Here is a 21,593-nt window from a genome sequence, read left to right as displayed (position 1 = left end):
GAAATAAGCTGGTTTTTAAAAATTGGAATATGTTATTACTAAAAGGAATAATAAAATGAATTTCACACAACTTCGCTGTTTTATTTACGTTGCTGATAACCTAAGTTTTACGACAGCAGCACGTAAACTTAATTTCTCACAATCAGCAATTTCCAAAAACCTTAACGATTTGGAAAAAGAACTTAAGACCCGTTTACTTGTCAGAAATCCTCATAAGATTGCTTTAACTTTAGATGGTGAGTATTTTTATCAAGTTGCAGTTAATATTCTTAAAGAAAAGGATAATGCAATTTTAAATATCACTAAATCGCATCAAAAGGAATTGTTTGGCAACGTGAATATAGGTCTGGATTATTCGCCTTTTGAGCGTTCCTTTCTGCCTACTTTGATAAGGCAATGTAAACCAACCAGTTTTGACTTTACAGTTAATTACTTAGGTGATTATGTTTCTCAACTAACAGATGGCAAGGTTGATATTGCTATTCTTTCCGATGATATTATTAAGAGTGCTTCAGGACTGAATTTTGTTTCTCTAATTTCTGGTAAGTTTGTCTTAATGTATAACGCAAATGCTAATTTTGATTTTGGCAAAAAGGTGAGTATTACTGAACTGAAAAACACTTGTGTATTAGTTCCTTTTACTGATCGCTCATATCCAAGTATTTACCACCTTAATCAAGTGCTATGCCAAAAACTTAATGCAGAAAATATTAAAACAGTTGATAATTATTTTTTGATGTACGATTATATTTCAGCTACAGTAAATCAAGTTGCAATTATGCCTAATTTTGTAGTTGACCTTAATAAAAAGGGATTTAAATATTCTTATTTAAACTATAGTGATCCTTTTTCCTATGGAGTGGCATATCCGATGCATAAAGAGAATGATACGTTATTTCAAAGAATCATAGCCATACTAAAAGAAATAGTTCCCACTAATATACTGCCTAAATAAAGCTGTTTAGGTATTGGTGACTTTGATATTCTAACTTGAACAGTTTCTATAAAACCGCTAACATGGTGATAAGATTATGTAATGGGGAAATTAGCATGAATGTAAAAGAACAACTGCTAGAAATAATTAAGAACGAACAGCAAGATGAAGATCATTATTTAACGACGAATCAATTAGCTGAAAAAATTGATATTAAGCGTAATACTGTCAGCCATTATTTAAATCAATTAGTTAAAGAAAATAAATTAATTAAAATAAATACTCGTCCAGCTATCTTTATTGATAAGGAGACTGCTGAGAAAAAAGCAAAAAGTGAGTTAGAAAATGAATATGATAGTATTCAAAGCTTACATAGCGAATATCAGCATCAAGATGTTTTTGCTAGTGTAATTGGGAATGATAAATCTCTTTATAGTCAAATAAAGAAATTGAAGGCAGCGGCCTCATATCCGGGAAGTTTGCCTGTACTAATAAATGGTCAAACAGGAACGGGTAAAAGCTATATTGCTAGAAAGTACTTTGATTATTGTGTAGCAGAAGGATATATTCCTGCGGATGGTAAATTTGTTAGCTTTAACTGTGCAGAATATGCTGATAATCCTGAATTACTAACTAGCACGCTTTTTGGCTATGTCAAAGGAGCCTTTACTGGTGCCGATGATGACCATCCTGGTCTTTTCGATGATGCAGATGGAGGTATGCTGTTTTTAGATGAAGTGCACCGACTTGATCCTAAAGGGCAAGAGAAATTGTTTTCTTATCTTGATACGGGAATGATTTCGCCGTTAGGTGATGCTGGTAAAAATAAAAAGGTTAACGTTAGACTAATATGTGCTACAACGGAAAATGTTGAAAGTAATTTTTTAGCGACTTTTATCCGTCGAATACCAGTACAAATTACTATGCCACCGTTAAATGAACGGACAATAAATGAAATTAGTGCTTTAATTATTTATTTTTATATAGAACATGCGAAAAAAATAAATAAAGCAATCAAAATTAATAATCAAGTCTTTTCTACGTTAACCAATACAAGTTTCACAAATAATATTGGCCAATTGAAAAATGATGTGCTTTTGTCAGTAGCCAGTGCTCTTGAGAAGAATCCTCAAGCAGATACTGTAAGTATAAAACTTGCCGATTTACCGCAATCTATTTTGCTTACAAGTGCTAATGAAGAAGAAGTGCTAACGCCTAGCAAGGCTGACCTGATTATCAGACCCAAGAGCAATGTTGCAGACTTTTTAGAAAATCAACAGCGTGATAGCTACATCAAAAAGACAATTGAAAAAATCTTTCTGCTATATAAGCAGGAAGATTTTACAAATTTTAAAACCAAGGCCTTTGAGGCAATCAACTCATTATGTGATTATTTGATTTTTAAAAAAGATGATTTGAATATAGGTGAGTTACCGCTTGAATTAATCAAGAATATGCTTAACCGCAAGGTTGGGTATCTTCAAGATAACCTTAATAATGATTTCAATGGGAATATTATAGTTGCTATTTCTTATTATTTTTATTTCCGTCAGGAAAACCATTGGCAGGTTACTATTGAGGATAGTAAGTTAGTTGATGAAATAATCGGTAAAATGAATGAGGCGAATTATATTAAACCAGTTGTGCAGCTGATTATAGACACGATTGGTAACACTTTGAATTTATATACTGATGAAATTGATCAATTATTTTTGACCATATACCTTGAAAGCGTCCAACGCGAAAAGAATTCAGATCTAATTCACTGTATATTACTAGCACATGGATATTCAACGGCAAGTAGTATTGCGGACACGGTTAATAAAATAATTGGTGAGCCGCTACTTGATTCATTTGATATGCCTATTGATATTAAACCTGAAGACATTGCACAAAAAGTGTCAGATTACATTCATGTTCGTCATGTAAAAGATGGCATAATTTTAATGGCTGATATGGGTTCATTAGAAAAAATTCCTGAATTGTTAAAAACAGAAATAAATTTTCCAATTGTAATATTTAATAATGTTTCAACACAGTTAGCATTATTTGCGGCTGACTATATCAAAAAGAAAAAGCCAATTGAAGCAATGATTAAAAATATGAACGATAGTATTCATAATGACTATCGAATTATTTATCCTAAAATGATTAAGCAGGATGTAATTATTGTTTGTTGCACAACTGGTGTGGGTACAGCAATCAAAATCAAAGATATGATAAAAGAAAGTTTGCCAAGCAAAACAAAAGTTGTAGTTAAAGCTTATTCCTATGATTCATTAAAAATTGAAGATCAAGAAAATGCAATTAAGCGTAAATACAACATCTTGACAGTTATTGGAACAGCTAACCCTGAATATCAAAACATTCCATTTATATCGATTGATCAGCTAGTGAACGGTTCTAAACTAAACGTACTAAAAGACGTACTAAAGGGCGACTTAAACAGTCAAGATTTATATGAGTTTAACGATTCTATACTTAGGAACTTTAGTATTGAACGAGTTATTAACTCACTAACAATTTTAGACACCAAGGCAGTAATTAAAAATATTGGAACATGCATTGACCGACTAAACAAGTGCTTGGATAAGAGATTATCTAATCAAACTGTAATGTCTCTATATGTTCATATTAGTTGCATGATTGAACGAATTATTCGCAATCAGTCATTAGAAAATGGTCCACGTGATTTTCAGGAAGACCAAAATAACAAAAAGGGGATGGCTGATATTCGCATGGCATTAAAGCCGCTTGAAGAGATTTATAATATAAAGATACCTTTAACCGAGATTCAATATATCTATGAATTAGTATTTAATTCTGGAAATCAATAGAAATAACTTTTGACACTATAGCTTTGTTTAATGAGACAGTGTCAAATCAGTAAACAAAAAAAGAGAAACCAGCAGTATATAGTACTGCTGGTTTTTTAGACACTAACTTGGCACGATAATTGCTAATAAAATGGTGAAAGCAATAAACATTATTCTTAAGGAGGAATAAGCATGAGTGTTGTATTAGCAAGAATAGATAATCGGTTGTTACATGGAATCATTGTAACGCAATGGGCGCCACAGTCAGGATCCAATCGTGTAATGGTAATTGATGATGATACGGCAAACAATGCGGTTAGCAAGGCAACTATGAAAATGGCTCGCCCAGCTGGTAATGCAATTTCAATCATTACAGAAGAAAAAGCACTAACTAATTTTAAGAGTGGAAAATATGATCCAGAGAAATTACTTATTTTGGCTAAGGAGCCTAAAACTTTTCTCGATTTAGTTAATAGTGGGGTCAAAATTGACAAACTAATTATTGGTGGAACGACTGCACGTGAAAACGGCATTGAAATTTCAAAAAGGGCATTTGCAGATGATGCTGAAATTGCAGATTATGAAAAATTACTAGAAAAGGGTGTTGAACTAATTTCACAGTATGTTCCTGCTGATAAAGAAGTTGTTGTGACCAAAGAGTTTTTAGAAGATAGGAAGAATAAATAATATGCACTTTACAGTTTTACAAATAATTCTTTTAACGCTTTTAGCTTTTATTAAGCATATTGATTACTACGGTATACCGATGCTATTTGTCAATTATCCTGTATTTTGGGGTTTATTTACAGGTATCATCATGGGCGATGTTCAAACAGGTTTATTAGTTGGTGGTACAGTTCAACTAATGTCATTGGGTGTAGCTGGCTTTGGTGGTTCATCAGTACCAGACTACGGAACGACTGCAATTATCGCAACTGCCTTTGGTGTTTCGATGGGTAAGAGTGCTGGTTTAGCAATCGGATTACCCGTTGGGATGTTAGGTGTTCAATTAGATGTTATCGTTAAGATTTTGAACGGTTTCGTTGCTAAAAAAGCTAAAAGCTATGCTGATGCGCGTGAATTTAAAAAGATGAACGCCGTAACATGGTTAGGACCAATCTTCTTTGGTTTGTCTGCAGCTATCCCTGTTTTCATTTCAGTTACTTTAGGCCAATCAGCTGTTAACTTTATACTACAAGTTATGCCGAAATGGTTCATGAGTGGTTTAACAATTGCTGGTGAAATGTTACCTGCTGTCGGAATTGCAATGTTACTTAACTATATGCCTACCGGTAAATTAGTTAATTACTTATTAATTGGGTTCTTCTTGGCAGCCTTCTTAAAAGTTCCAATTATCGGTGCTGCAATTATTGGTTTTGCCGCTGCATTTTCAACTTACAAACAAGCTGAAAAAGAAGGTCAGGCTAGAGCAGCTGCTGATGCTGCAAATGTAACTTCTGGTATTGGAGAGGATGAATAGAATGAATAAGAAAAATCAAAAAGATGTTTATGGTCCAATTGTAACCAAGAAAGACTTACACAAGGCTAATTATCGTTGGCTGATGAGTGTTGAGACATACAATTACGAAACTCAACAAGGTGCTTCTGTAGCCTATGCATTGTCTCCAATTTTGCGTAAAATATATAAGAATGATGATGATTATGTAGAAGCTTTGGACAATCATTTCCAATACTACAATACTCAACCTTGGCTTGCTGCTATTGTTTTGGGTGCTTGTGTGGCAATGGAAGAAAAGCAAGGTTTAGCTGCTAAGACGGCAATTAACGATTTTAAAGTTGGTACAATGGGACCATTAGCTGGAATCGGAGACTCATTATTAATGACAATGATTCCAACGATTATGGGTTCAATTGCTGCCTATATGGCTTTACAAAATAATCCATTTGGAATTTTGCTTTGGGGAGTTCTAATTGCAATTATCTTTTTCCTTCGTATGCATTGTTTCGAGTTTGGTTATCGTCAAGGGTCAAAAATTATTACCGAATACGGTGATAAAATTAATTATTTAACAGAAGCTGCTTCTGTTTTGGGAATTACAGTTGTTGGTTCATTAATTGGTTCAGTTATCTCAGTTACTTCACCATTAAAATTTCAGTTTGGTAAAGTTTCAATGCAGATTCAACCAATGTTAGACAAAATATTGCCACAAATGATTCCGGCATTACTTGTTTTGCTAGCTTATAAGCTATTGAAGTCAAAGAAACTAAGTATGACTTGGGTTATTTTGTTATTTATTGTAATCGCAATGTTTGGAGCAGCCTTTGGATTTTTAAAGTAAGGAATACCTATGAAGAAAATAATTGTTATTACTCATTACACGCTGGCAAAAGGCTATCAAGAAACGTTAACTGGTTTAACAAGCGATCAAAAAATTGTCTCTTCGATTTGTGCTTACATGGATAATGAAGGAACAGATGAATTGAAGGATAGAATTAGCAAATTGCTTAATCCAGATGATGAGTTTTATTTGCTGACAGATTTGGGTTTTGGTAGCGTTAATCAAGTTGTTAGTCAATTCATGTCTGACAATGTTCACGTGATTACGGGTGTTAATTTACCCTTCACACTTGAACTCGCTTTAGCAGTAAAAAATAACCAACCAATCAATATTGCTAATATGGTTGATGAAGCAAGACAACAATTATTTCAGGTATCAACGATTGATTCAACTGGCGATGACGATGATGAATAGGTGAGATGATGAGCACTTTAGATGACGTATTACACTTCAAAAATGAAAAAAGCAGAACGATTTCTGCTGAGAATAAAACGGGTGCACCTGGTCAAGCTGCAATGGCAACTGGTAAGTTAGGGCCACAAAGAAAGGGTAGTGCTGATATTTCGCTAGAAGAAGGCGAAACGGTCACTTTAGCTGATATTGATGGTCCAGGTGAGATTCGTCATATGTGGTTTACCGTTACAGATAAAACAACTATGGGTAGCTTTGTACTGAGGGATTTAGTCTTAAGAATGTACTGGGATGATGAGGAAACTCCTTCCGTTGAAGTTCCACTAGGCGATTTCTTTTGTAATGGTTTTGGAACACGCTGTATTGTGAATTCTGTGCCAATTGTTGTTAATCCAATTGGCGGCATGAACTCCTACTTTAAAATGCCTTTCAACAAGCACGCTAAAATTACTATTACTAATGAGCATCCAGCATTTATAAAGCATTTTTTCTACACTATTAATTATGTAGAAAAACCTGAACCAGAGGATGATTTATTGTATTTCCATGCTTATTGGAATCGTGAGGATCCAGTTAAAAAAGGCCAAGATTACACTTTGATTGATGGTGTTAAAGGTAAAGGCTACTATGTTGGAACCTACATGGCACTTTGTGCACTGCAAAGGTATTGGTGGGGTGAAGGCGAATTTAAATTCTATATTGATAACGATGAGCAATATCCAACGGTAACTTCAACTGGTGCTGAAGACTACTTTGGAGGTGCATGGGCCTTTCAAAAGCAAGAGTATGGTCATCTACCGGAGACTTATACTTATTCAACACCATATCAAGGTTATCCATTCCATGAAACTCAAGACCATACTAGAGATATGTTCAGTGCAGGTAAGCCTGATCCTAACTCAGTTCACGCTTGCGGAAATGATGGACTACCACAGCACGGTTTGTATAGATGGCATTTGCCTGACCCAATTGCTTTTTCTGAAAGCTTAAAAGTTACTTTCCAGGATATCGGTAATAACGACATTACTTTGTATGAACGTTCTGATGACGTTTCAACTGTTGCATATTGGTATCAGAGCGAGCCGCACAATCCTTTCCGAAAATTTTTATCAAGAGAAGAACGGTTACCTAGATAAGATGTATTTATTAAGGCACTGATATTATCGCAAGATAATGTCAGTGCTTTTTTATTGGAAAAATGTGCACAAAAAAATCCCAGTACTGACTACCTAACAATACTGAGATAAATACCATTTTAACGGAAATACTTATTTAATGCCACTGCAAATTAATAATAACAATAAAAAATTATTATAATTATTTATCACCACTCATAATAGTGTTTTTAACAATAACGTAATCAACTAATTTAATAGAACTGAGGTTTTTTCCACCTGCGTAGGAGATAGAAGACTGTAGATCTTCTTCCATTTCTGTCAACGTATCAGCAATTGAACCACGGTATGGCACTAGCATTTGCTTACCTTCAACGTTACGATAAGCGCCCTTTTGGACTTCTGAAGCAGATCCCCAGTATTGCTTATATGTTTTGCCATTGATTTTGATGACATTACCAGGAGATTCTTCATGACCAGCAAGCATTGAGCCAATCATTACCATTGTTGCACCGAATCGAACAGATTTAGCAATATCGCCGTTATAACGAATACCACCGTCAGCAATCACAGGTTTACTTGCAACTTTACTACACATTCTTAAAGCAGCTAATTGCCAGCCACCTGTACCAAAGCCAGTTTTTAGTTTGGTAATGCATGCACGACCAGGACCAACACCGACTTTAGTCGCATCTGCTCCTGCATTCTCCAATTCGCGGACTGCTTCTGGGGTAGCAATGTTTCCAGCAGTTAAAAAAGTGTCAGGCAATTTTTCTTTGATGTACTTAATCATGTCGATAACATAAACCGAATGACCATGTGCAACGTCAATCGTGATGTATTCTGGAACAATGTTCTCTTTAGCTAGTTGATCGATAAAGTTGTATTCACCCTGTTTAATTCCTACTGAAATTGATGCAAATAGCCCTTTTTCGTGCATCATTTTAATGAAGTCAAGGCGCTTTTCAGGCTGAAAGCGATGCATTACATAGTAATAACCATTTTTGGCTAACCAGACAGCAAGTTCATCATTAATAACACTTTCCATGTTAGCCGGCACAACTGGAATTTTAAATGTTCGGTTTCCAAACTTAACACTTGTGTCTGCATCGTGTCTACTTTTGATGATTCCCTTATTGGGAACAAGCTGAATGTCATCATAGTCAAAAGCTTCCACACTAAAATAATTACTCATGAGTAAATTAACTCCTATATAAATCTTGGTTTTGAACCAAATTACTATAATCAAAAAGCCTTTTTTTGTCAATATAAAAATCGAACTATTTAAAATAACCTTGTGGTTATAATTCGCATTTAAATTTGACTACATAGCTATAAATTGCTAGACTATTCACGTGATATTTGTAGATTTTGATGAGGTGAATGAAAATGACAGCAGTTGCAGTTGTTGGAAGCCAATGGGGCGATGAAGGAAAGGGTAAAATTACCGATTTCCTTAGTAAGGAAGCTGCTTATGCAGTTCGCTCGAATGGTGGTAATAACGCTGGACACACAATTGAAATTGATGACCAAACTTTTAAGATGCGCTTGATTCCATCCGGAATTTTTGCATCAGCTAAGGGTGCGGTTATTGGTAATGGTGTAGTAATTAATCCAGAAGTATTACTAGGTGAAGTAAAAAGCCTAGAAGAAAGTGGAATTGACACCAGTAAACTAAAGATTTCAAACCGTGCGCATATTATTATGCCATACCATATTTTGCAAGATGAGTACCAAGAAGAAGCCAAGGGTGCAAACAAGATTGGTACTACCAAAAACGGAATTGGCCCGGCATATATGGATAAGGCATCTAGAATTGGTATCAGAGTTTGTGACTTGCTTGAAAAAGACACCTTTGAAGAAAAACTACGAGCTAATTTAAAAGAGAAAAATGAACTCTTTACCAAAGTCTATGGTAAAGATGCACTTAAATTTGACGACATTTTTGACCAATACTATGAATATGGTCAAAAAATAAAGAAATACGTTACTGATACCTCAGTTTTGGTTAACGATGCGCTTGATAACAACGAAAAAGTTTTGTTTGAAGGTGCTCAAGGAATTATGCTTGATATTGATGAGGGAACATACCCATTTGTCACTTCATCAAACTCAATTTCAGGTGGAATTGCCAGTGGAATGGGAGTCGGCGCTAATCGCTTAAACACAGTAATCGGTGTCTGCAAGGCTTACACAACTCGTGTAGGTGCTGGCCCATTCCCAACTGAACTTAATGATGAAACTGGGGATTTAATTCGTGAAACTGCACATGAGTATGGAACAGTTACAGGACGGCCACGTCGTGTGGGTTGGTTCGATTCAGTTGCTTTGCGTCACGCTAAACGTGTTTCTGGAATTAATGGACTTAGCCTTAACTTGCTAGATATTTTTAGTGGTTTTGATACAGTAAAAATTGCTACAGCATATGAACTTGACGGTCAAGAAATCGATTATTACCCAGCAAGCTTAAAGGAATTAGACCGTTGCAAGCCAGTTTATGAAGAACTTCCTGCTTGGCAAGAAGATATAACTGGTGCAAAATCTTGGGATGATTTACCAGAAAATGCCCAAAAGTTTTTAAACCGCATTTCTGAATTAGTTGATATTCCACTAGTAACAGTTTCGGTTGGTCCTGAACGTGAACAAACGATTGTTTTACGAAATCCATGGGAAATATAATTTATGCTAGAACGTTACACACGCCCAGAGATGGGCAAAATTTGGTCAGATGAAAACAAGTATGCTGCTTGGTTAAAAGTTGAAATTGCGGCTACTAACGCTTGGTGTGAAGCAGGAGAAGTTCCAAAAGAAGATGCGGAAAAGATAGCTAAGAATGCTAGCTTTACTGCTGAAAGAGTAGCAGAGTTGGAGCAGGTGACGCATCATGACGTTGTTGCTTTTACAAGAACGGTATCTGAAAGCCTTGGACCTGAGAAAAAGTGGGTTCATTTCGGTTTGACCTCAACTGATGTTGTTGATACTGCACAAGGATATATTTTAAAGCAGGCAGATGAGATCATTCGTCAAGATCTGCATGAATTGAAAAAGACGATTGCTGAAAAGGCGCGTAAATATAAGAATACTGTAGAAATGGGCCGGACACATGGTGTCCAAGCAGAGCCAACAACTTTCGGCTTGAAACTTGCACGTTGGTATGCGGAAATTAATCGTGATATCGAACGTTTCGAGCATGCAGCCAAAGGTGTTGAATCAGGTAAAATTTCGGGTGCAGTTGGTACTTTTGCTAATGTTCCACCAGAGATTGAAACGAGTGTTTTAAAGCAGTTAGGATTAACGCAACAACCAATCACGAGTCAAGTTTTACCACGTGATTTGCACGCTGAGTATATTGCTACTTTAGCATTGATTGCTACTAGTATTGAAAATTGGGCAACTGAAATTCGCGGTTTGCAACGCTCAGAGATTCATGAAGTTGAAGAGCATTTCCGTGCTGGGCAAAAAGGTTCATCTGCGATGCCACATAAGCGTAATCCAATTGGTTCAGAGAATCTTTGTGGAATGGCACGAGTACTGCGTGGACATATCGTAACGGCATATGAAGATGTAACGCTATGGCATGAGCGGGATATTTCTCATTCAAGTGCTGAGCGTATCATTTTACCTGACAGCACTATTGCAATTGATTATATGTTAGATAGGTTTAATCGAATTTTGACTAACCTTGATGTCTTCCCAGAAACAATGCTCAAAAACATGGATAAGACATATGGCCTAATCTATTCGCAACGCTTACTGCTGAAACTAATTGATGAAGCAGGTCTTTCTCGTGAAGATGCTTATGATATGGTTCAAAAGCTAACAACTAAATCATGGAATGAAGGAATTTCATTTAGAAAACTAGTTGAAGAAAGTAAAATAATGGATTATTTGTCAGAAGCTGATGTAGCGGATGCATTTGATTATCATTATCATTTACGTCATGTTGATGAGATCTTCAAAAAAGTTGGATTAGAATAATTAAAAAGCAGTTCATATCACAATGAACTGCTTTTTGTTTGTCTATAATTGTCCACTTAGTTCGAGATAATTGCCACTTGGACAAAAAGGCTAGATTTAAAATAAAAATAATAGTTTAATTAAATCATTAAGTAATGAAGGGCAGGTGAGAATTGTGAAAATAAAAATAGAACTAAATCCTGATTTAGATGATGAAGATACATGTGTAACTATTAATGCTAAAGCTGTTACTCCAGAAGTTGAACAGATATATCAGCAATTACAGGGGATTAATAGTCATCCTGATCAAATTGAAGGCAAAAAAGAGAATGTTTCTTATTATCTGAGCTTGAACGAGATTTTATTTTTTGAAACTGAAGATAAGCAGGTAATTGCACACACGTGCAGGGATGCATTTATTGTTGATTATAAACTATACGAACTGGAGAAGTTATTAAGTAATCAGTTTATGCGTGTTTCAAAATCAACCATCTTAAATTTAAATCAAATTTATTCATTAACACGTTCAATTTCGAACTGCAAAATTAATTTTCGCGATTCTTATAAAACTGTCTATGTTTCGCGGCACTACTATCGTAATCTAAATGATCGACTCAATGAAAGAAGGTCTTAATAATGAGAAAGCATAAAATTAGAGAACTATTTTGGGGGTTGGCATTCGTTGCTGCAGCTGTTTTCTTAGTTCTTAACCAATTACATTTATTAACATTTCATTTGGGAATAGGCACAATTATCTGGACAATAGTCTTTGGTGTTTGCTTAATTGAAAGTGCCGTAAATAAGAGCTTGTTTGGGACAATTTTCTCAATTGCTTTTCTATTAATTGTTTATGCAAAGCCACTACATATCGTGAAGCTCGTTCCATGGACAATTTTAATCGCAGCACTGTTACTTTACATTGGTTTCACAATGATCTTCAAAAAAAGCTTCTGGCCTAAATTTTATTTTGGCTACAAAAAAGATGATTCTGATCAAGGCGATTTTACTGAATCTAGCACCAGTACGATTGAGGGAGAGGACATAGTAATTAATCAGCATTTATCATCCGTTTCGCGTTATGTTCATTCACAAAGCTTACGTAGAGTTACGGTTAACTCATCTTTAGGCGAAGCCGAGATATACCTTGATCAAGCTAAACCTGCAGGCGCATTTATCACTATGGATATTAATGCTTCGTTAGGAGAAGTAGAGATTTACATTCCTAAATCATGGAAAATTGATAGCAGGAGACTAGATGTGACTTTGGGCGAACTAGAGATTAATGGGGAGTCAACTGGTGGAGGACCCACTTTAGTTCTAACTGGTCAGAGCAGGTTAGGAGAGTTAGAAATTTACTATGTATGATGAATTATTAGCTGACGTTATTGAAGATAGGGAAATCAAAACTGCAATAAAGCAATATCCTCAAAACGTGAGAACTTATTGCCTGGGAAATAAAATAGTGGGTATAAGTACTTACTGGAAAAATGGATTTCATCCTTATTCTTTAAGTTTTGCGGCTTATCTCAGCCCTAACTTTTCCGCAGCAGAGTTAGAACGAGTTTATCTTCAAATTGTTGCAGACTTAACTAAGAAGGCGCAGCAGGAGAACTGCCAGGCTTTGATTACTTTTGACTACGCGCCACAGTTACTTTTCAATTTTTTAGCGCAAGATGATGGCTTCAACTTAATTCGGAAAACGGTTGAACCCAAAATTTCATTGCAAAGTGCTATGGAGGACTTAACACCGATAAAGAAGAGTAACTTAAAAGCTATTACTTTACGCCAAGTACAACTTGATTCTGAGATGCGTGAAAAAATAGCGCAAATTTCTTTTAGGGATTATCAGAGAAACCACTTAGCCAATCCAGTAGCTGAAATACCTCTAGCTGAATGGGATAACATGGTTTTTGCAGATCAGTTAGAAGATGCACCATTAGCATTGGTTTCTATGAATCAAATTGAGGCGTATTGTTTTTCTTTTGAAGATAATCCAAAAGAACTAACATTAGGTTGGATGGGAGCCGTTCAGCCTAGTTTATTAGATCAATTGCAACAGCAGTTACTAATTTGGGCACAAGAAGAGTATCAAACTTTAAGTGGTGAATTTGATTCCACAGACCCATTAGCAATGCGAACTTACAGAAAATATGCGTTTAATCTATGCCCAGTTTATGAAACGTACTTAAAGAAACTCTTTTAAACAAGTGAAGAACGACAAGCTTTTAATAGTTTGTCGTTCTTCACTTTATAATTACAAATAGTTTTTGTTGACTTCAAGTACTACCATATAAAAATAGTTATTGAGTGAACTAGTTCATATAGTATTTAAAAGTAATGGAGAAAAGAGTGGTACGCTTATGAAACGTAGTAAAGTTATTGTTCACATGTATGTTTCAATTGATGGAAAGATTGATGGCGAATATGGTAGTAATATTTCTAGTCAATATTATTCAGATGAATTATTTAAATTAAGCAATGCCGATGCTAATGGCCGTGAAACGATTCAGATGTATGCTGCGCCAGACAATTCAAATATTGACCTAAGTAAATACCCTACAGATAAAATTGAATATACAGATTGGCTACCAGATATTAATTCACAAACCTGGTCGGTTTCTTTTGATCGTAAGGGTAAATGCAACTGGACAAAAAACTATTTCGAATATAATGGTCATAAGATGCATGCAGTTGAAATAGTTACTAAGCAGGCAAGTAAAAATTATTTAGCCTACTTACGTTCCTTACGAATCCCTTATATTATTAGTGGTGAGCAGGAATTTGACTTAACAGAAGTTTTGACTAAGTTAAAACAAAACTTTAATATCACAACGCTTGCTGTTTGTGGCGGCTCAATTATTGACGGCGTCTTTTTAAAGGCGCACTTAGTCGATGAAATATCTTTAGTAGTTGCACCACATGTAAATGGTGACTCTAAGCAAAAATCTGCATTTGATACTTTAGGTAAATATGTCGAAGACTCATTTGTTTTTAAAAGTTCTAAAAAGTTAGCAGATGGCGGTGTGCATTTGTTGTTTAAGAAGCAAAATTAATTCGTCTTATTATTAAAAAATTGATTAATACAGAGTATCAAACTGAGGTAGTTTGGTGCTTTTTAGTTTTGCCAAAATCTGAGCTAAAAATAATCTAGCATTTTATCTACTAAAATTGATAGCGATATGAATAATAAGGAATTTCCCAAGTTTGCTTATTTGCTGGGACCAAATCATCACTGATTAAGTATTTTGGCAGAAGTGCTGTTGCTTTGCCTTGCTTCACTAGTTGCAAGATCATCTCGAGTGAATCAATTTCGATAATTTCGCTTTTATTTGATGCCAGCTGTAAAGTTAAATCTCGAAACGGACAATTGAAATCAGCGTTGATTGCGACAGGTATTTTCTTGTTCTCAGTGCCTTTTCCAGTTAAAAAGCAGGACTGCAAACTACTTTTTTCTGTTAATAGGTAGTTAGAGGAGCTGATTGGAACGAAAGTCATTACAATATCATAGGTCTTTTTAGTCAGCATTTCCTGAATCGCATCAGTATTTTTAATAATCACTTCGTAGCGATCAATTAAGAACTTGGGCTTCTTAGTAATCAGATAGCCAAAAAGAAGTTCAGCAATCAAGATTTGTGGTTTGCTGGTTGTTAAGCTCGCTTTTAAGTCCTGATAATTTTGTAAGGTTGTAGTTGCAAATTTATACATTTTTTCTCCACTGCTAGTTGGTCTAACACCTAAATTAGAACGAACAAAAAGTGGAGCATTAACTTCTTTTTCAAGGGCTTTAAGTCGTGCGGTAATATTTGATTGGGTATAGCCAAGCTTTAATGCAGCTTTGTTGATTGATTTTAGCTCATAAATTGTTTTAAAAATAGATAAATCGTTAAAGTTCATGTTACACCATATCATTAAAAGTGATAGCCCTATTATAATCTCGGATTATGCAGAGCGATTTTTGTCTAATATACTAATTTTGTAATCAAAGGGGGAACTTAATATGACTACAAAAATTGGTATTAATGGTTTTGGCCGCATTGGCCGATTAGCTTTACGTCGGATATATGACATCGATAGTAAAGATTTGGAAATCGTTGCAATTAACGATTTAACCTCACCAGCTATGTTAGCACACTTGCTAAAATATGATACAGCACATGGAAATTTTAAGCACGATGTTTCTGCAACTGATAATAGTATCGTAATTGATGGCAAGAGTATTCCAGTCTACGCTGAAAAAGATGCAGCTAAAATACCATGGGTTAAAAATAACGGAATCGAAATTGTACTTGAATGTACAGGTTTCTATACTTCTACTGAAAAGGCTCAAGCTCATTTAGCTGCAGGAGTAAAGAAAGTTTTAATTTCTGCTCCAGCTGGTAACATGAAGACAATTGTCTATAATGTTAATGATGACCAGATAAAGCCAGAAGATAAAATTCTTTCAGCAGGTTCATGTACAACTAACTGTTTAGCACCACTTGCTAAAGCTATGAATGATGAATTTGGCATTAAAGAAGGAATCATGACCACGCTTCATGCTTATACCGCTACACAAATGCTACAAGATGGTCCAGATCGCGGAGGCAATGTACGTAATGCTCGTGCTGCGGCTGCTAATATTATTCCACATTCAACTGGAGCTGCCAAGGCAATTGGCTTAGTTATTCCTGAACTAGAGGGCAGACTAACAGGTATTGCTGAACGTGTTCCGGTAATTACTGGTTCATTAACTGAGTTAGTAGCAGTTGTGGAAGAAAAAGTAACAGTTGAAGAATTCAATAGAAGAGTTAAAAAGCATACTGAGAACAGTGTAACTTTTGGCTGTAATGAAGACCAGATTGTTTCTTCTGATATTATTGGGACAGAATATGGTTCTGTCTTTGACCCAACTTTGACTCAGGTTGTTTCAGGTAAAGACGGTGATCAAATAGTTAAAGGTTATGCTTGGTATGATAACGAATCAGGCTTTGTAGCACAAATGATTCGTACCTTGGAAAAAGTCGCAAAAACAAACTAAACTAATTTTAAAATCATATTCTAAATAAAAGTAAACTCCAAAACTGAGACCAACAGTTTTGGAGTTTTTTTGATAGTTAAATTATATCAACCAAGCTATTAGCGTTGAACATAAAATATGTGTTAAGAGCTTATATATTTTATTTATGCCATGGTGCTTGCAACATCTCAGTGACTGTTTGCTTTATATCATTACTTTGGGTAATCATAGAAATAACTGAAGCACCAGATGCTTTGGTCTGTGCAATTGCAGGTAAATCTTTTTCTTCGATTCCACCAATTGCAACAATAGGTCTTGAAGAGTGTTTTACTAGTTTGCTTAGCCCTGCAAGACCAATTATTGGGTCGGCGTCATCTTTTGACTGAGTTGCAAAAACTGGACCACTACCATAGTAATCAATTCCTTCAATTTGATTAGCAGTTTCAATTTCGGCTAATGTTGAGCATGAATAGCCGACAAACATTGTATTTTTAGCTTCTTTTATTACCTGGGAAATATTTTCATCATCTTGACCTACGTGAATTCCTTCGGCATGGACACTTTTAGCAAGTTGAACATCATCATCGATGATAAATGGGACATTATATTTTTGACAAAGATGGTGTAATTCTTGTGCCATAGTTAGTCGTGCTGATTTGTCTGAAATTGAATTTACGCCTTTTTCGCGAAATTGATATGCAGTAATTCCAGCTTCTAGAGCTTGCTCGAGAAGACCTGGCAATGTTTGATTTTGTTGTAAATCTTGAGTACCACAAATAAAATATGCCTGTAGAAATTTGGAATCAAATTTTTTCATTTTTACCTCACTCATTTTGCCCAGTGGTTAAGAGGGCCATGACCATGACCAACTTGAATAGTCTGCTCAATTGTTTTAGTAACATATTTTTTAGCAAGTTGCACAGCTTCAAGTAGCGAGTGACCAAGCGCTAGCTGTGCAGTGATAGCGGCAGCGAGAGTATCCCCAGTGCCATGTGTACGTTTGGTATAAGTACGTTCACCGCTGAGCCAACAATCACTATTATCTTCAAGCAGAAGATAGTCGCGAACTATTTTGCTATTGGAATGGCCACCTTTAATTAAAACATTTTTAACCCCTAAATCACGTAAAATTTTTGCCAGCTTAGGATAGTCTTCCTCATTTTTAGCATGAATTCCGGTTAGAACTTCTGCTTCTGGTAAATTGGGAGTAATTAAATTAGCTAGTGGCAGAAGCTCACTCTTAACGGTTTCAACCGCATCTTCACTTAGAAGGGGTGCCCCACCTTTAGCCACCATTACAGGATCGACCGTAATAGGTCCAAAATCATATTTTTGTAGGTTAAGTGCTACTTGATGAACATGTGCAGCATCACCGAGCATACCAGTTTTACAAGCTCTAATTTTAAAATCAGAAGCTAAAGAGCTGAATTGTGCATCAATCATATCTAGTGGCATTAAAAATGAGTCTTGTACACCAAGTGTGTTTTGAGCAGTCACTGCCACAACTACAGCAGTACCAAATACATTTTGCATTTGAAATGTTTTAAGATCGGCCATGATTCCAGCACCACCACCTGAATCGGTACCTGCAATAGTTAAAACTTGTGGGAAAGAATTAATTTCTTCTGTCATTAAGAAGCCTCCTAATCAAACTTAGCGACATTTTCAATTTGAGAAATGCTTATTTTAGCTAGATAATCCATGAGATACATACTGAAGGTACCAGGACCAACCTCAGGATGTTCTTGTGCTAATAATTCACCTGTTGCTGAAAAAACAAGAGTTGCTGTTTGAGCAGCTTCAAATGAATCGGGACAAATTGCTGCAAAAGCGGCAACGATACTGGACAGCATATCACCCGATCCTACATGTGCCTGAAATAGTGGCGTGCCATTATAGATGTGAGCTGTTTTTTGCCCATCACTAATGGTGTCTGTCGCACCACTTGCAATAACTACACAGTGAAATTTTTTAGCAGTTTCTTGGGCGATTTGATCAACGTTTTCATCTCCGGTACCTGCATCAATTCCTTTGGCGTTCCAATCAAAGCCGCCCAAAGCTGCAATTTCACCAACATTTCCGCGAATAATACTGACAGGGAAATTAGCTAATAGATTATTAGCTGTATCTAGGCGATATTTGACGGCCCCTACGGCAACTGGGTCTAATACGATAGGTTTTTGGTAACGAACAGCTAGCTGCATTAATCTGCTTATTTGTTCAATCTGCAATTTAGTCAAGGTTCCTAAATTAATAGCCAGACTTGAGGCCATTTGGACCATCTCATCAGCTTCAGCGATTTCTTTACTCATAATTGGTGATGCACCAAGCGCATTTAATCCATTAGCCACATCCTGAACGGTGACAAAATTTGCAGCGTTAAGTACAACAGGGTTGGTTTCACGTAATTTAGTTAAAAGGTCAAGTTTCATTTATGTCTCCTAAAAATGCTTGCCTCGTTTTAAAGCTATGAAAAAAGCTTTGACACGATTTTAGGAGTGTCAAAGCAATTAAAAAGCCTATTTGACACGTTCCTACGCAAGAATTAGCTTACAGGTTCAAAGGGTTCAAAATATAAATTTTATCTCAGCCAAAGGCACCCCTCGTGTTATCGCTTCCAATTATACCTGCTTTTAAAAACCAAGACAATAAGTATTTATCTGAATTTGCTGATAAAAAAATACTAAGGTAAACTAAGAGAAATTTAAACACTATATTATTATTTATTAGGGAGAACAAAGATGGTTGAGTTTACGGATCAACTGCATCAATTAGTTAGTGACTTGTGGATTAAAAGTGAAAAACAGCCATTCATCATCGAATTGCAAAGTGGGGAATTACCACTTGCTAAATTTCGCTTTTATTTGCTCCAGGATCGATACTATTTATCTGAGTTTGCCAAAATTCATCAATTAATTGCAGAGCAAACTACAGATTTAAATATTAAAAACTTTGTGCTGGCAAGCGCAGAGGATCTTCAAGAATCCGAAGTAGAGGTGCGCAAGCAGTTTTTCAAAGAACTTAACATTACAGATGATGAAGTTGATACTACAATAGTTGCGCCAACAGCATATGCGTACGTTAATCATCTCTACCTAACATTACAAAGAGATGGCTTAGCTGGAGCTTTGTGTGCAATTGCACCATGTTATTGGCTTTATCAAGAAATTGGTCATAAAATGGCCAAAGTAGGATCCCCAGTGAAGTATTATCAAGAATGGATTGATACATACGACGGTGACTGGTATGCAGTTAATGTAAAAAAACTATTAGCATTGATTAACCAGCTCGCAACCAATGTCCCCAAAAAAGAACTTGCTAAAATGAAGGATGCATTTTTAAGAAGCAGCTATTATGAACTAAAATTTTGGCAAATGGCATATAATCAGGAAGAATGGAAGTAATTGATACTTATCAGTTGTATGATTTTTTAATAAGCAAAAATAGCTCCGAAAATAATTCGGAGCTATTTGTTTTCATTATATTTATGCGCTAACTCGTTCATCGTGCCAAGATAAAATCATTTTGACAATGGCATTAGCAACATTGAGATTTTTTAAGAGCGGACCATGTGAATAGGTTCCGATGAAATTGCGGTAGCGTAGTCCCTCAACGTGATCTTGAGGATTATTGCCGTAACCTTCAATCATTTCACCCAAGGGATGTAACTTATCTGAATCGTCAAAATAAGTCTGACCGGAGTGATTTTCAAAGGCTCTAACTTCGCCCCATTCACTCATATAGCGGGTATCGCCAATCATTCGCTTATCTGCTTTAAAAACGGTATGAAACGGTAAAATGTCTAGGCCCTTAATTGTGACACCAGAGTTAGTTTTGTAATAGGTGCCAACAAGCTGATAGCCACCACAAACACCTAGCATCGGTTTACCGTCATTGATGTATTTAGTTAAAGTTTCCTTGTGTCTTGGCAAGTCCTTAGCAATGACAGTTTGCTCAAAGTCCTGACCACCACCAAAAAAGACGAAGTCGTAGTCAAAGGCATTAAATTCATCACCTAAAGAGACGTTATCAATTTGAGTTGAATAGCCCTGCTTTTTTAACAAGTAGCGAATGATTTTGACATCCCCAGAATCACCGTAGGTATTCATCAAATCTTCGTATAAATATGCAATTTTAATTGTTTTGTTTGCCATAAAAACCACTCCAACTATTACTATCTCGTTAAAGTATATCTTAAAGGAGCAGGAGGGGCAAAAGATAATTACTTCGTATCTTCTTGTGCTGCGAAATGATTAATTGGACCATATTTTGAGCCGACTTCAATTGGGTGGGCGATTGCTTCATAAGTAAATTCCTTGGCAATCTTGACACTATCAAGAATAGAATTGCCTTTAGCTAATTCGGCGGCAATAACGGCGGATAGAGTATCTCCTGTACCGTTAATTCTTTCAGTATTGATGAAAGGCTTGGTGAATTCGTAGAACTTACCATCTTCAGCTAGTAACACGTCAGTTACCTTAGACTGACTAGTATCGTCATGGCGGCCCTTCATTAAGACATTCTTAGCACCCATTGCTTGCAGTTTCTTAGCACCTTGACGTACTTCATCTGGCGTAGCTAATTCAAGTCCGGTTAACTTTTTCTGTTCATAAAAATTAGGCGTAATGATGTCAGCTAGTGGCATCAGGTTGTCTAAGAAGGCCTGATAAGCATCATCATCTAAGAGGGTGTCACCATGTTTGGTCATAATAACGGGATCAAGAACAATTCTACCCATGTCATATTTACGCAAATTTTCAGCAACACAGCCAATAACTTCTTTGTTGGCTAGCATACCAGTCTTTAATGCATCAATTTTGAAGTCGTCATTTAAGACCTCAAATTGCTTTTGGATAAATGGAATGGGCATAACTTCTTGTGCAAAAATACCAGTAGTGTTCCCAGCAACTGCTGCAGTTAGTAATCCCATTCCGTACACTCCACGTGCGTAAAACGAGTGGAGATCGGCAGTCATGCCTGCGCTACCGTCGCTATCGTTTCCCGCAATGGTTAGAGCAATAATTTCTTTTTTCATTATTATGTATCCTCTTTTTAATCAAAACT

At 36.0% G+C, this 21,593-nt stretch carries 22 protein-coding genes and 1 riboswitch; of the genes, 15 read left to right on the top strand and 7 right to left on the bottom strand.

Features of this window, described 5'->3' with window-relative positions; translation table 11 throughout:
- Positions 1 to 55 precede the first annotated feature (55 nt).
- From F5ESL0263_RS08175 to F5ESL0263_RS08145, 7 genes are all read left to right on the top strand, one after another.
- The gene (locus F5ESL0263_RS08175) at positions 56 to 955 is read left to right on the top strand and encodes a LysR family transcriptional regulator (protein WP_122036260.1); all 900 of its coding nucleotides are present in this window, start codon (positions 56 to 58) and stop codon (positions 953 to 955) included.
- A 95-nt stretch (positions 956 to 1,050) separates the two neighbouring features.
- A complete protein-coding gene (locus tag F5ESL0263_RS08170; RefSeq protein WP_158593033.1) occupies positions 1,051 to 3,771 on the top strand; it encodes a sigma 54-interacting transcriptional regulator in 2,721 nt (906 codons plus the stop codon).
- Positions 3,772 to 3,942: 171 nt separating this feature from the next.
- The gene (locus F5ESL0263_RS08165; RefSeq protein ID WP_122036256.1) at positions 3,943 to 4,437 is read left to right on the top strand and encodes a PTS sugar transporter subunit IIB; all 495 of its coding nucleotides are present in this window, start codon (positions 3,943 to 3,945) and stop codon (positions 4,435 to 4,437) included.
- Position 4,438: 1 nt separating this feature from the next.
- Complete coding sequence (locus F5ESL0263_RS08160) at positions 4,439 to 5,230, top strand: PTS sugar transporter subunit IIC (RefSeq protein ID WP_046307936.1); 792 nt, start codon at positions 4,439 to 4,441, stop codon at positions 5,228 to 5,230.
- 1 nt (position 5,231) lies between these two features.
- Positions 5,232 to 6,050, top strand: coding sequence for a PTS system mannose/fructose/sorbose family transporter subunit IID (locus F5ESL0263_RS08155; RefSeq protein ID WP_046307934.1), 819 nt, complete (start codon positions 5,232 to 5,234; stop codon positions 6,048 to 6,050).
- Positions 6,051 to 6,059: 9 nt separating this feature from the next.
- Positions 6,060 to 6,464 (top strand): PTS fructose transporter subunit IIA, encoded by a 405-nt coding sequence (locus F5ESL0263_RS08150; RefSeq protein WP_109715949.1) that lies wholly within the window; start codon positions 6,060 to 6,062, stop codon positions 6,462 to 6,464.
- 8 nt (positions 6,465 to 6,472) lie between these two features.
- On the top strand, positions 6,473 to 7,597 hold the full coding sequence (locus F5ESL0263_RS08145; protein WP_046307930.1) for a glycoside hydrolase family 172 protein: 1,125 nt from the start codon (positions 6,473 to 6,475) through the stop codon (positions 7,595 to 7,597).
- Between the two features lie 181 nt (positions 7,598 to 7,778).
- On the opposite strand, the gene F5ESL0263_RS08140 is transcribed toward F5ESL0263_RS08145, so the two are convergent.
- On the bottom strand, positions 7,779 to 8,771 hold the full coding sequence (locus tag F5ESL0263_RS08140; RefSeq protein ID WP_122036254.1) for a GMP reductase: 993 nt from the start codon (positions 8,769 to 8,771) through the stop codon (positions 7,779 to 7,781).
- A 194-nt stretch (positions 8,772 to 8,965) separates the two neighbouring features.
- Between F5ESL0263_RS08140 and F5ESL0263_RS08135 the strand changes: the two genes are divergently transcribed.
- The 6 genes from F5ESL0263_RS08135 (at position 8,966) to F5ESL0263_RS08110 (ending at position 14,586) form a co-directional block, all read left to right on the top strand.
- Positions 8,966 to 10,255, top strand: coding sequence for an adenylosuccinate synthase (locus F5ESL0263_RS08135; protein WP_122036252.1), 1,290 nt, complete (start codon positions 8,966 to 8,968; stop codon positions 10,253 to 10,255).
- A 3-nt stretch (positions 10,256 to 10,258) separates the two neighbouring features.
- Positions 10,259 to 11,554: an adenylosuccinate lyase gene (purB, locus tag F5ESL0263_RS08130; protein WP_122036250.1), complete on the top strand. Its 1,296-nt coding sequence runs from the start codon at positions 10,259 to 10,261 to the stop codon at positions 11,552 to 11,554.
- 154 nt (positions 11,555 to 11,708) lie between these two features.
- The gene (locus F5ESL0263_RS08125; protein WP_046308190.1) at positions 11,709 to 12,167 is read left to right on the top strand and encodes a LytTR family DNA-binding domain-containing protein; all 459 of its coding nucleotides are present in this window, start codon (positions 11,709 to 11,711) and stop codon (positions 12,165 to 12,167) included.
- Positions 12,168 to 12,169: 2 nt separating this feature from the next.
- Positions 12,170 to 12,898, top strand: coding sequence for a hypothetical protein (locus F5ESL0263_RS08120; RefSeq protein WP_122036247.1), 729 nt, complete (start codon positions 12,170 to 12,172; stop codon positions 12,896 to 12,898).
- Complete coding sequence (locus F5ESL0263_RS08115) at positions 12,891 to 13,736, top strand: hypothetical protein (RefSeq protein WP_122036245.1); 846 nt, start codon at positions 12,891 to 12,893, stop codon at positions 13,734 to 13,736. The genes F5ESL0263_RS08120 and F5ESL0263_RS08115 overlap by 8 nt, the downstream gene beginning before the upstream one ends.
- 157 nt (positions 13,737 to 13,893) lie before the next feature.
- A complete protein-coding gene (locus F5ESL0263_RS08110) occupies positions 13,894 to 14,586 on the top strand; it encodes a dihydrofolate reductase family protein (protein ID WP_122036243.1) in 693 nt (230 codons plus the stop codon).
- A gap of 109 nt (positions 14,587 to 14,695) precedes the next feature.
- Here F5ESL0263_RS08110 and F5ESL0263_RS08105 read toward each other — a convergent pair whose 3' ends face one another.
- Positions 14,696 to 15,427 carry a LysR family transcriptional regulator gene (locus F5ESL0263_RS08105; RefSeq protein ID WP_158593032.1) on the bottom strand — a complete coding sequence of 244 codons (732 nt, stop codon included), beginning with the start codon at positions 15,425 to 15,427 and terminating at the stop codon, positions 14,696 to 14,698.
- 103 nt (positions 15,428 to 15,530) lie between these two features.
- Here F5ESL0263_RS08105 and gap point away from each other — a divergent pair, with 103 nt between their 5' ends.
- Positions 15,531 to 16,550: a type I glyceraldehyde-3-phosphate dehydrogenase gene (gap, locus tag F5ESL0263_RS08100; protein WP_122036239.1), complete on the top strand. Its 1,020-nt coding sequence runs from the start codon at positions 15,531 to 15,533 to the stop codon at positions 16,548 to 16,550.
- Positions 16,551 to 16,689: 139 nt separating this feature from the next.
- On the opposite strand, the gene thiE is transcribed toward gap, so the two are convergent.
- The 3 genes from thiE to thiM are packed head-to-tail and all read right to left on the bottom strand — an operon-like array spanning position 16,690 to position 18,961.
- The gene (gene thiE, locus F5ESL0263_RS08095) at positions 16,690 to 17,346 is read right to left on the bottom strand and encodes a thiamine phosphate synthase (RefSeq protein WP_122036237.1); all 657 of its coding nucleotides are present in this window, start codon (positions 17,344 to 17,346) and stop codon (positions 16,690 to 16,692) included.
- Positions 17,347 to 17,357: 11 nt separating this feature from the next.
- On the bottom strand, positions 17,358 to 18,161 hold the full coding sequence (gene thiD, locus F5ESL0263_RS08090; protein WP_122036235.1) for a bifunctional hydroxymethylpyrimidine kinase/phosphomethylpyrimidine kinase: 804 nt from the start codon (positions 18,159 to 18,161) through the stop codon (positions 17,358 to 17,360).
- Positions 18,162 to 18,172: 11 nt separating this feature from the next.
- Positions 18,173 to 18,961 carry a hydroxyethylthiazole kinase gene (gene thiM, locus F5ESL0263_RS08085; RefSeq protein ID WP_122036233.1) on the bottom strand — a complete coding sequence of 263 codons (789 nt, stop codon included), beginning with the start codon at positions 18,959 to 18,961 and terminating at the stop codon, positions 18,173 to 18,175.
- Between the two features lie 82 nt (positions 18,962 to 19,043).
- Positions 19,044 to 19,143: riboswitch (TPP riboswitch) on the bottom strand.
- Positions 19,144 to 19,270: 127 nt separating this feature from the next.
- Here thiM and tenA point away from each other — a divergent pair.
- Positions 19,271 to 19,933 (top strand): thiaminase II, encoded by a 663-nt coding sequence (gene tenA, locus F5ESL0263_RS08080; RefSeq protein WP_122036232.1) that lies wholly within the window; start codon positions 19,271 to 19,273, stop codon positions 19,931 to 19,933.
- 81 nt (positions 19,934 to 20,014) lie between these two features.
- On the opposite strand, the gene F5ESL0263_RS08075 is transcribed toward tenA, so the two are convergent.
- Together F5ESL0263_RS08075 and thiD (F5ESL0263_RS08070) are read right to left on the bottom strand one after the other, a co-directional pair.
- The gene (locus F5ESL0263_RS08075; RefSeq protein WP_046307904.1) at positions 20,015 to 20,683 is read right to left on the bottom strand and encodes a type 1 glutamine amidotransferase; all 669 of its coding nucleotides are present in this window, start codon (positions 20,681 to 20,683) and stop codon (positions 20,015 to 20,017) included.
- A 68-nt stretch (positions 20,684 to 20,751) separates the two neighbouring features.
- Positions 20,752 to 21,564 carry a bifunctional hydroxymethylpyrimidine kinase/phosphomethylpyrimidine kinase gene (gene thiD, locus F5ESL0263_RS08070; RefSeq protein WP_370448858.1) on the bottom strand — a complete coding sequence of 271 codons (813 nt, stop codon included), beginning with the start codon at positions 21,562 to 21,564 and terminating at the stop codon, positions 20,752 to 20,754.
- Between the last annotated feature and the right edge of the window lie 29 nt (positions 21,565 to 21,593).

Source organism: Lactobacillus sp. ESL0263, assembly GCF_003692845.1.
GTDB classification, from domain to species: domain Bacteria; phylum Bacillota; class Bacilli; order Lactobacillales; family Lactobacillaceae; genus Lactobacillus; species Lactobacillus apis.
Note: the sequence above shows the minus strand (reverse complement) of the source record. Positions and strands in the feature narration are given on the sequence as shown.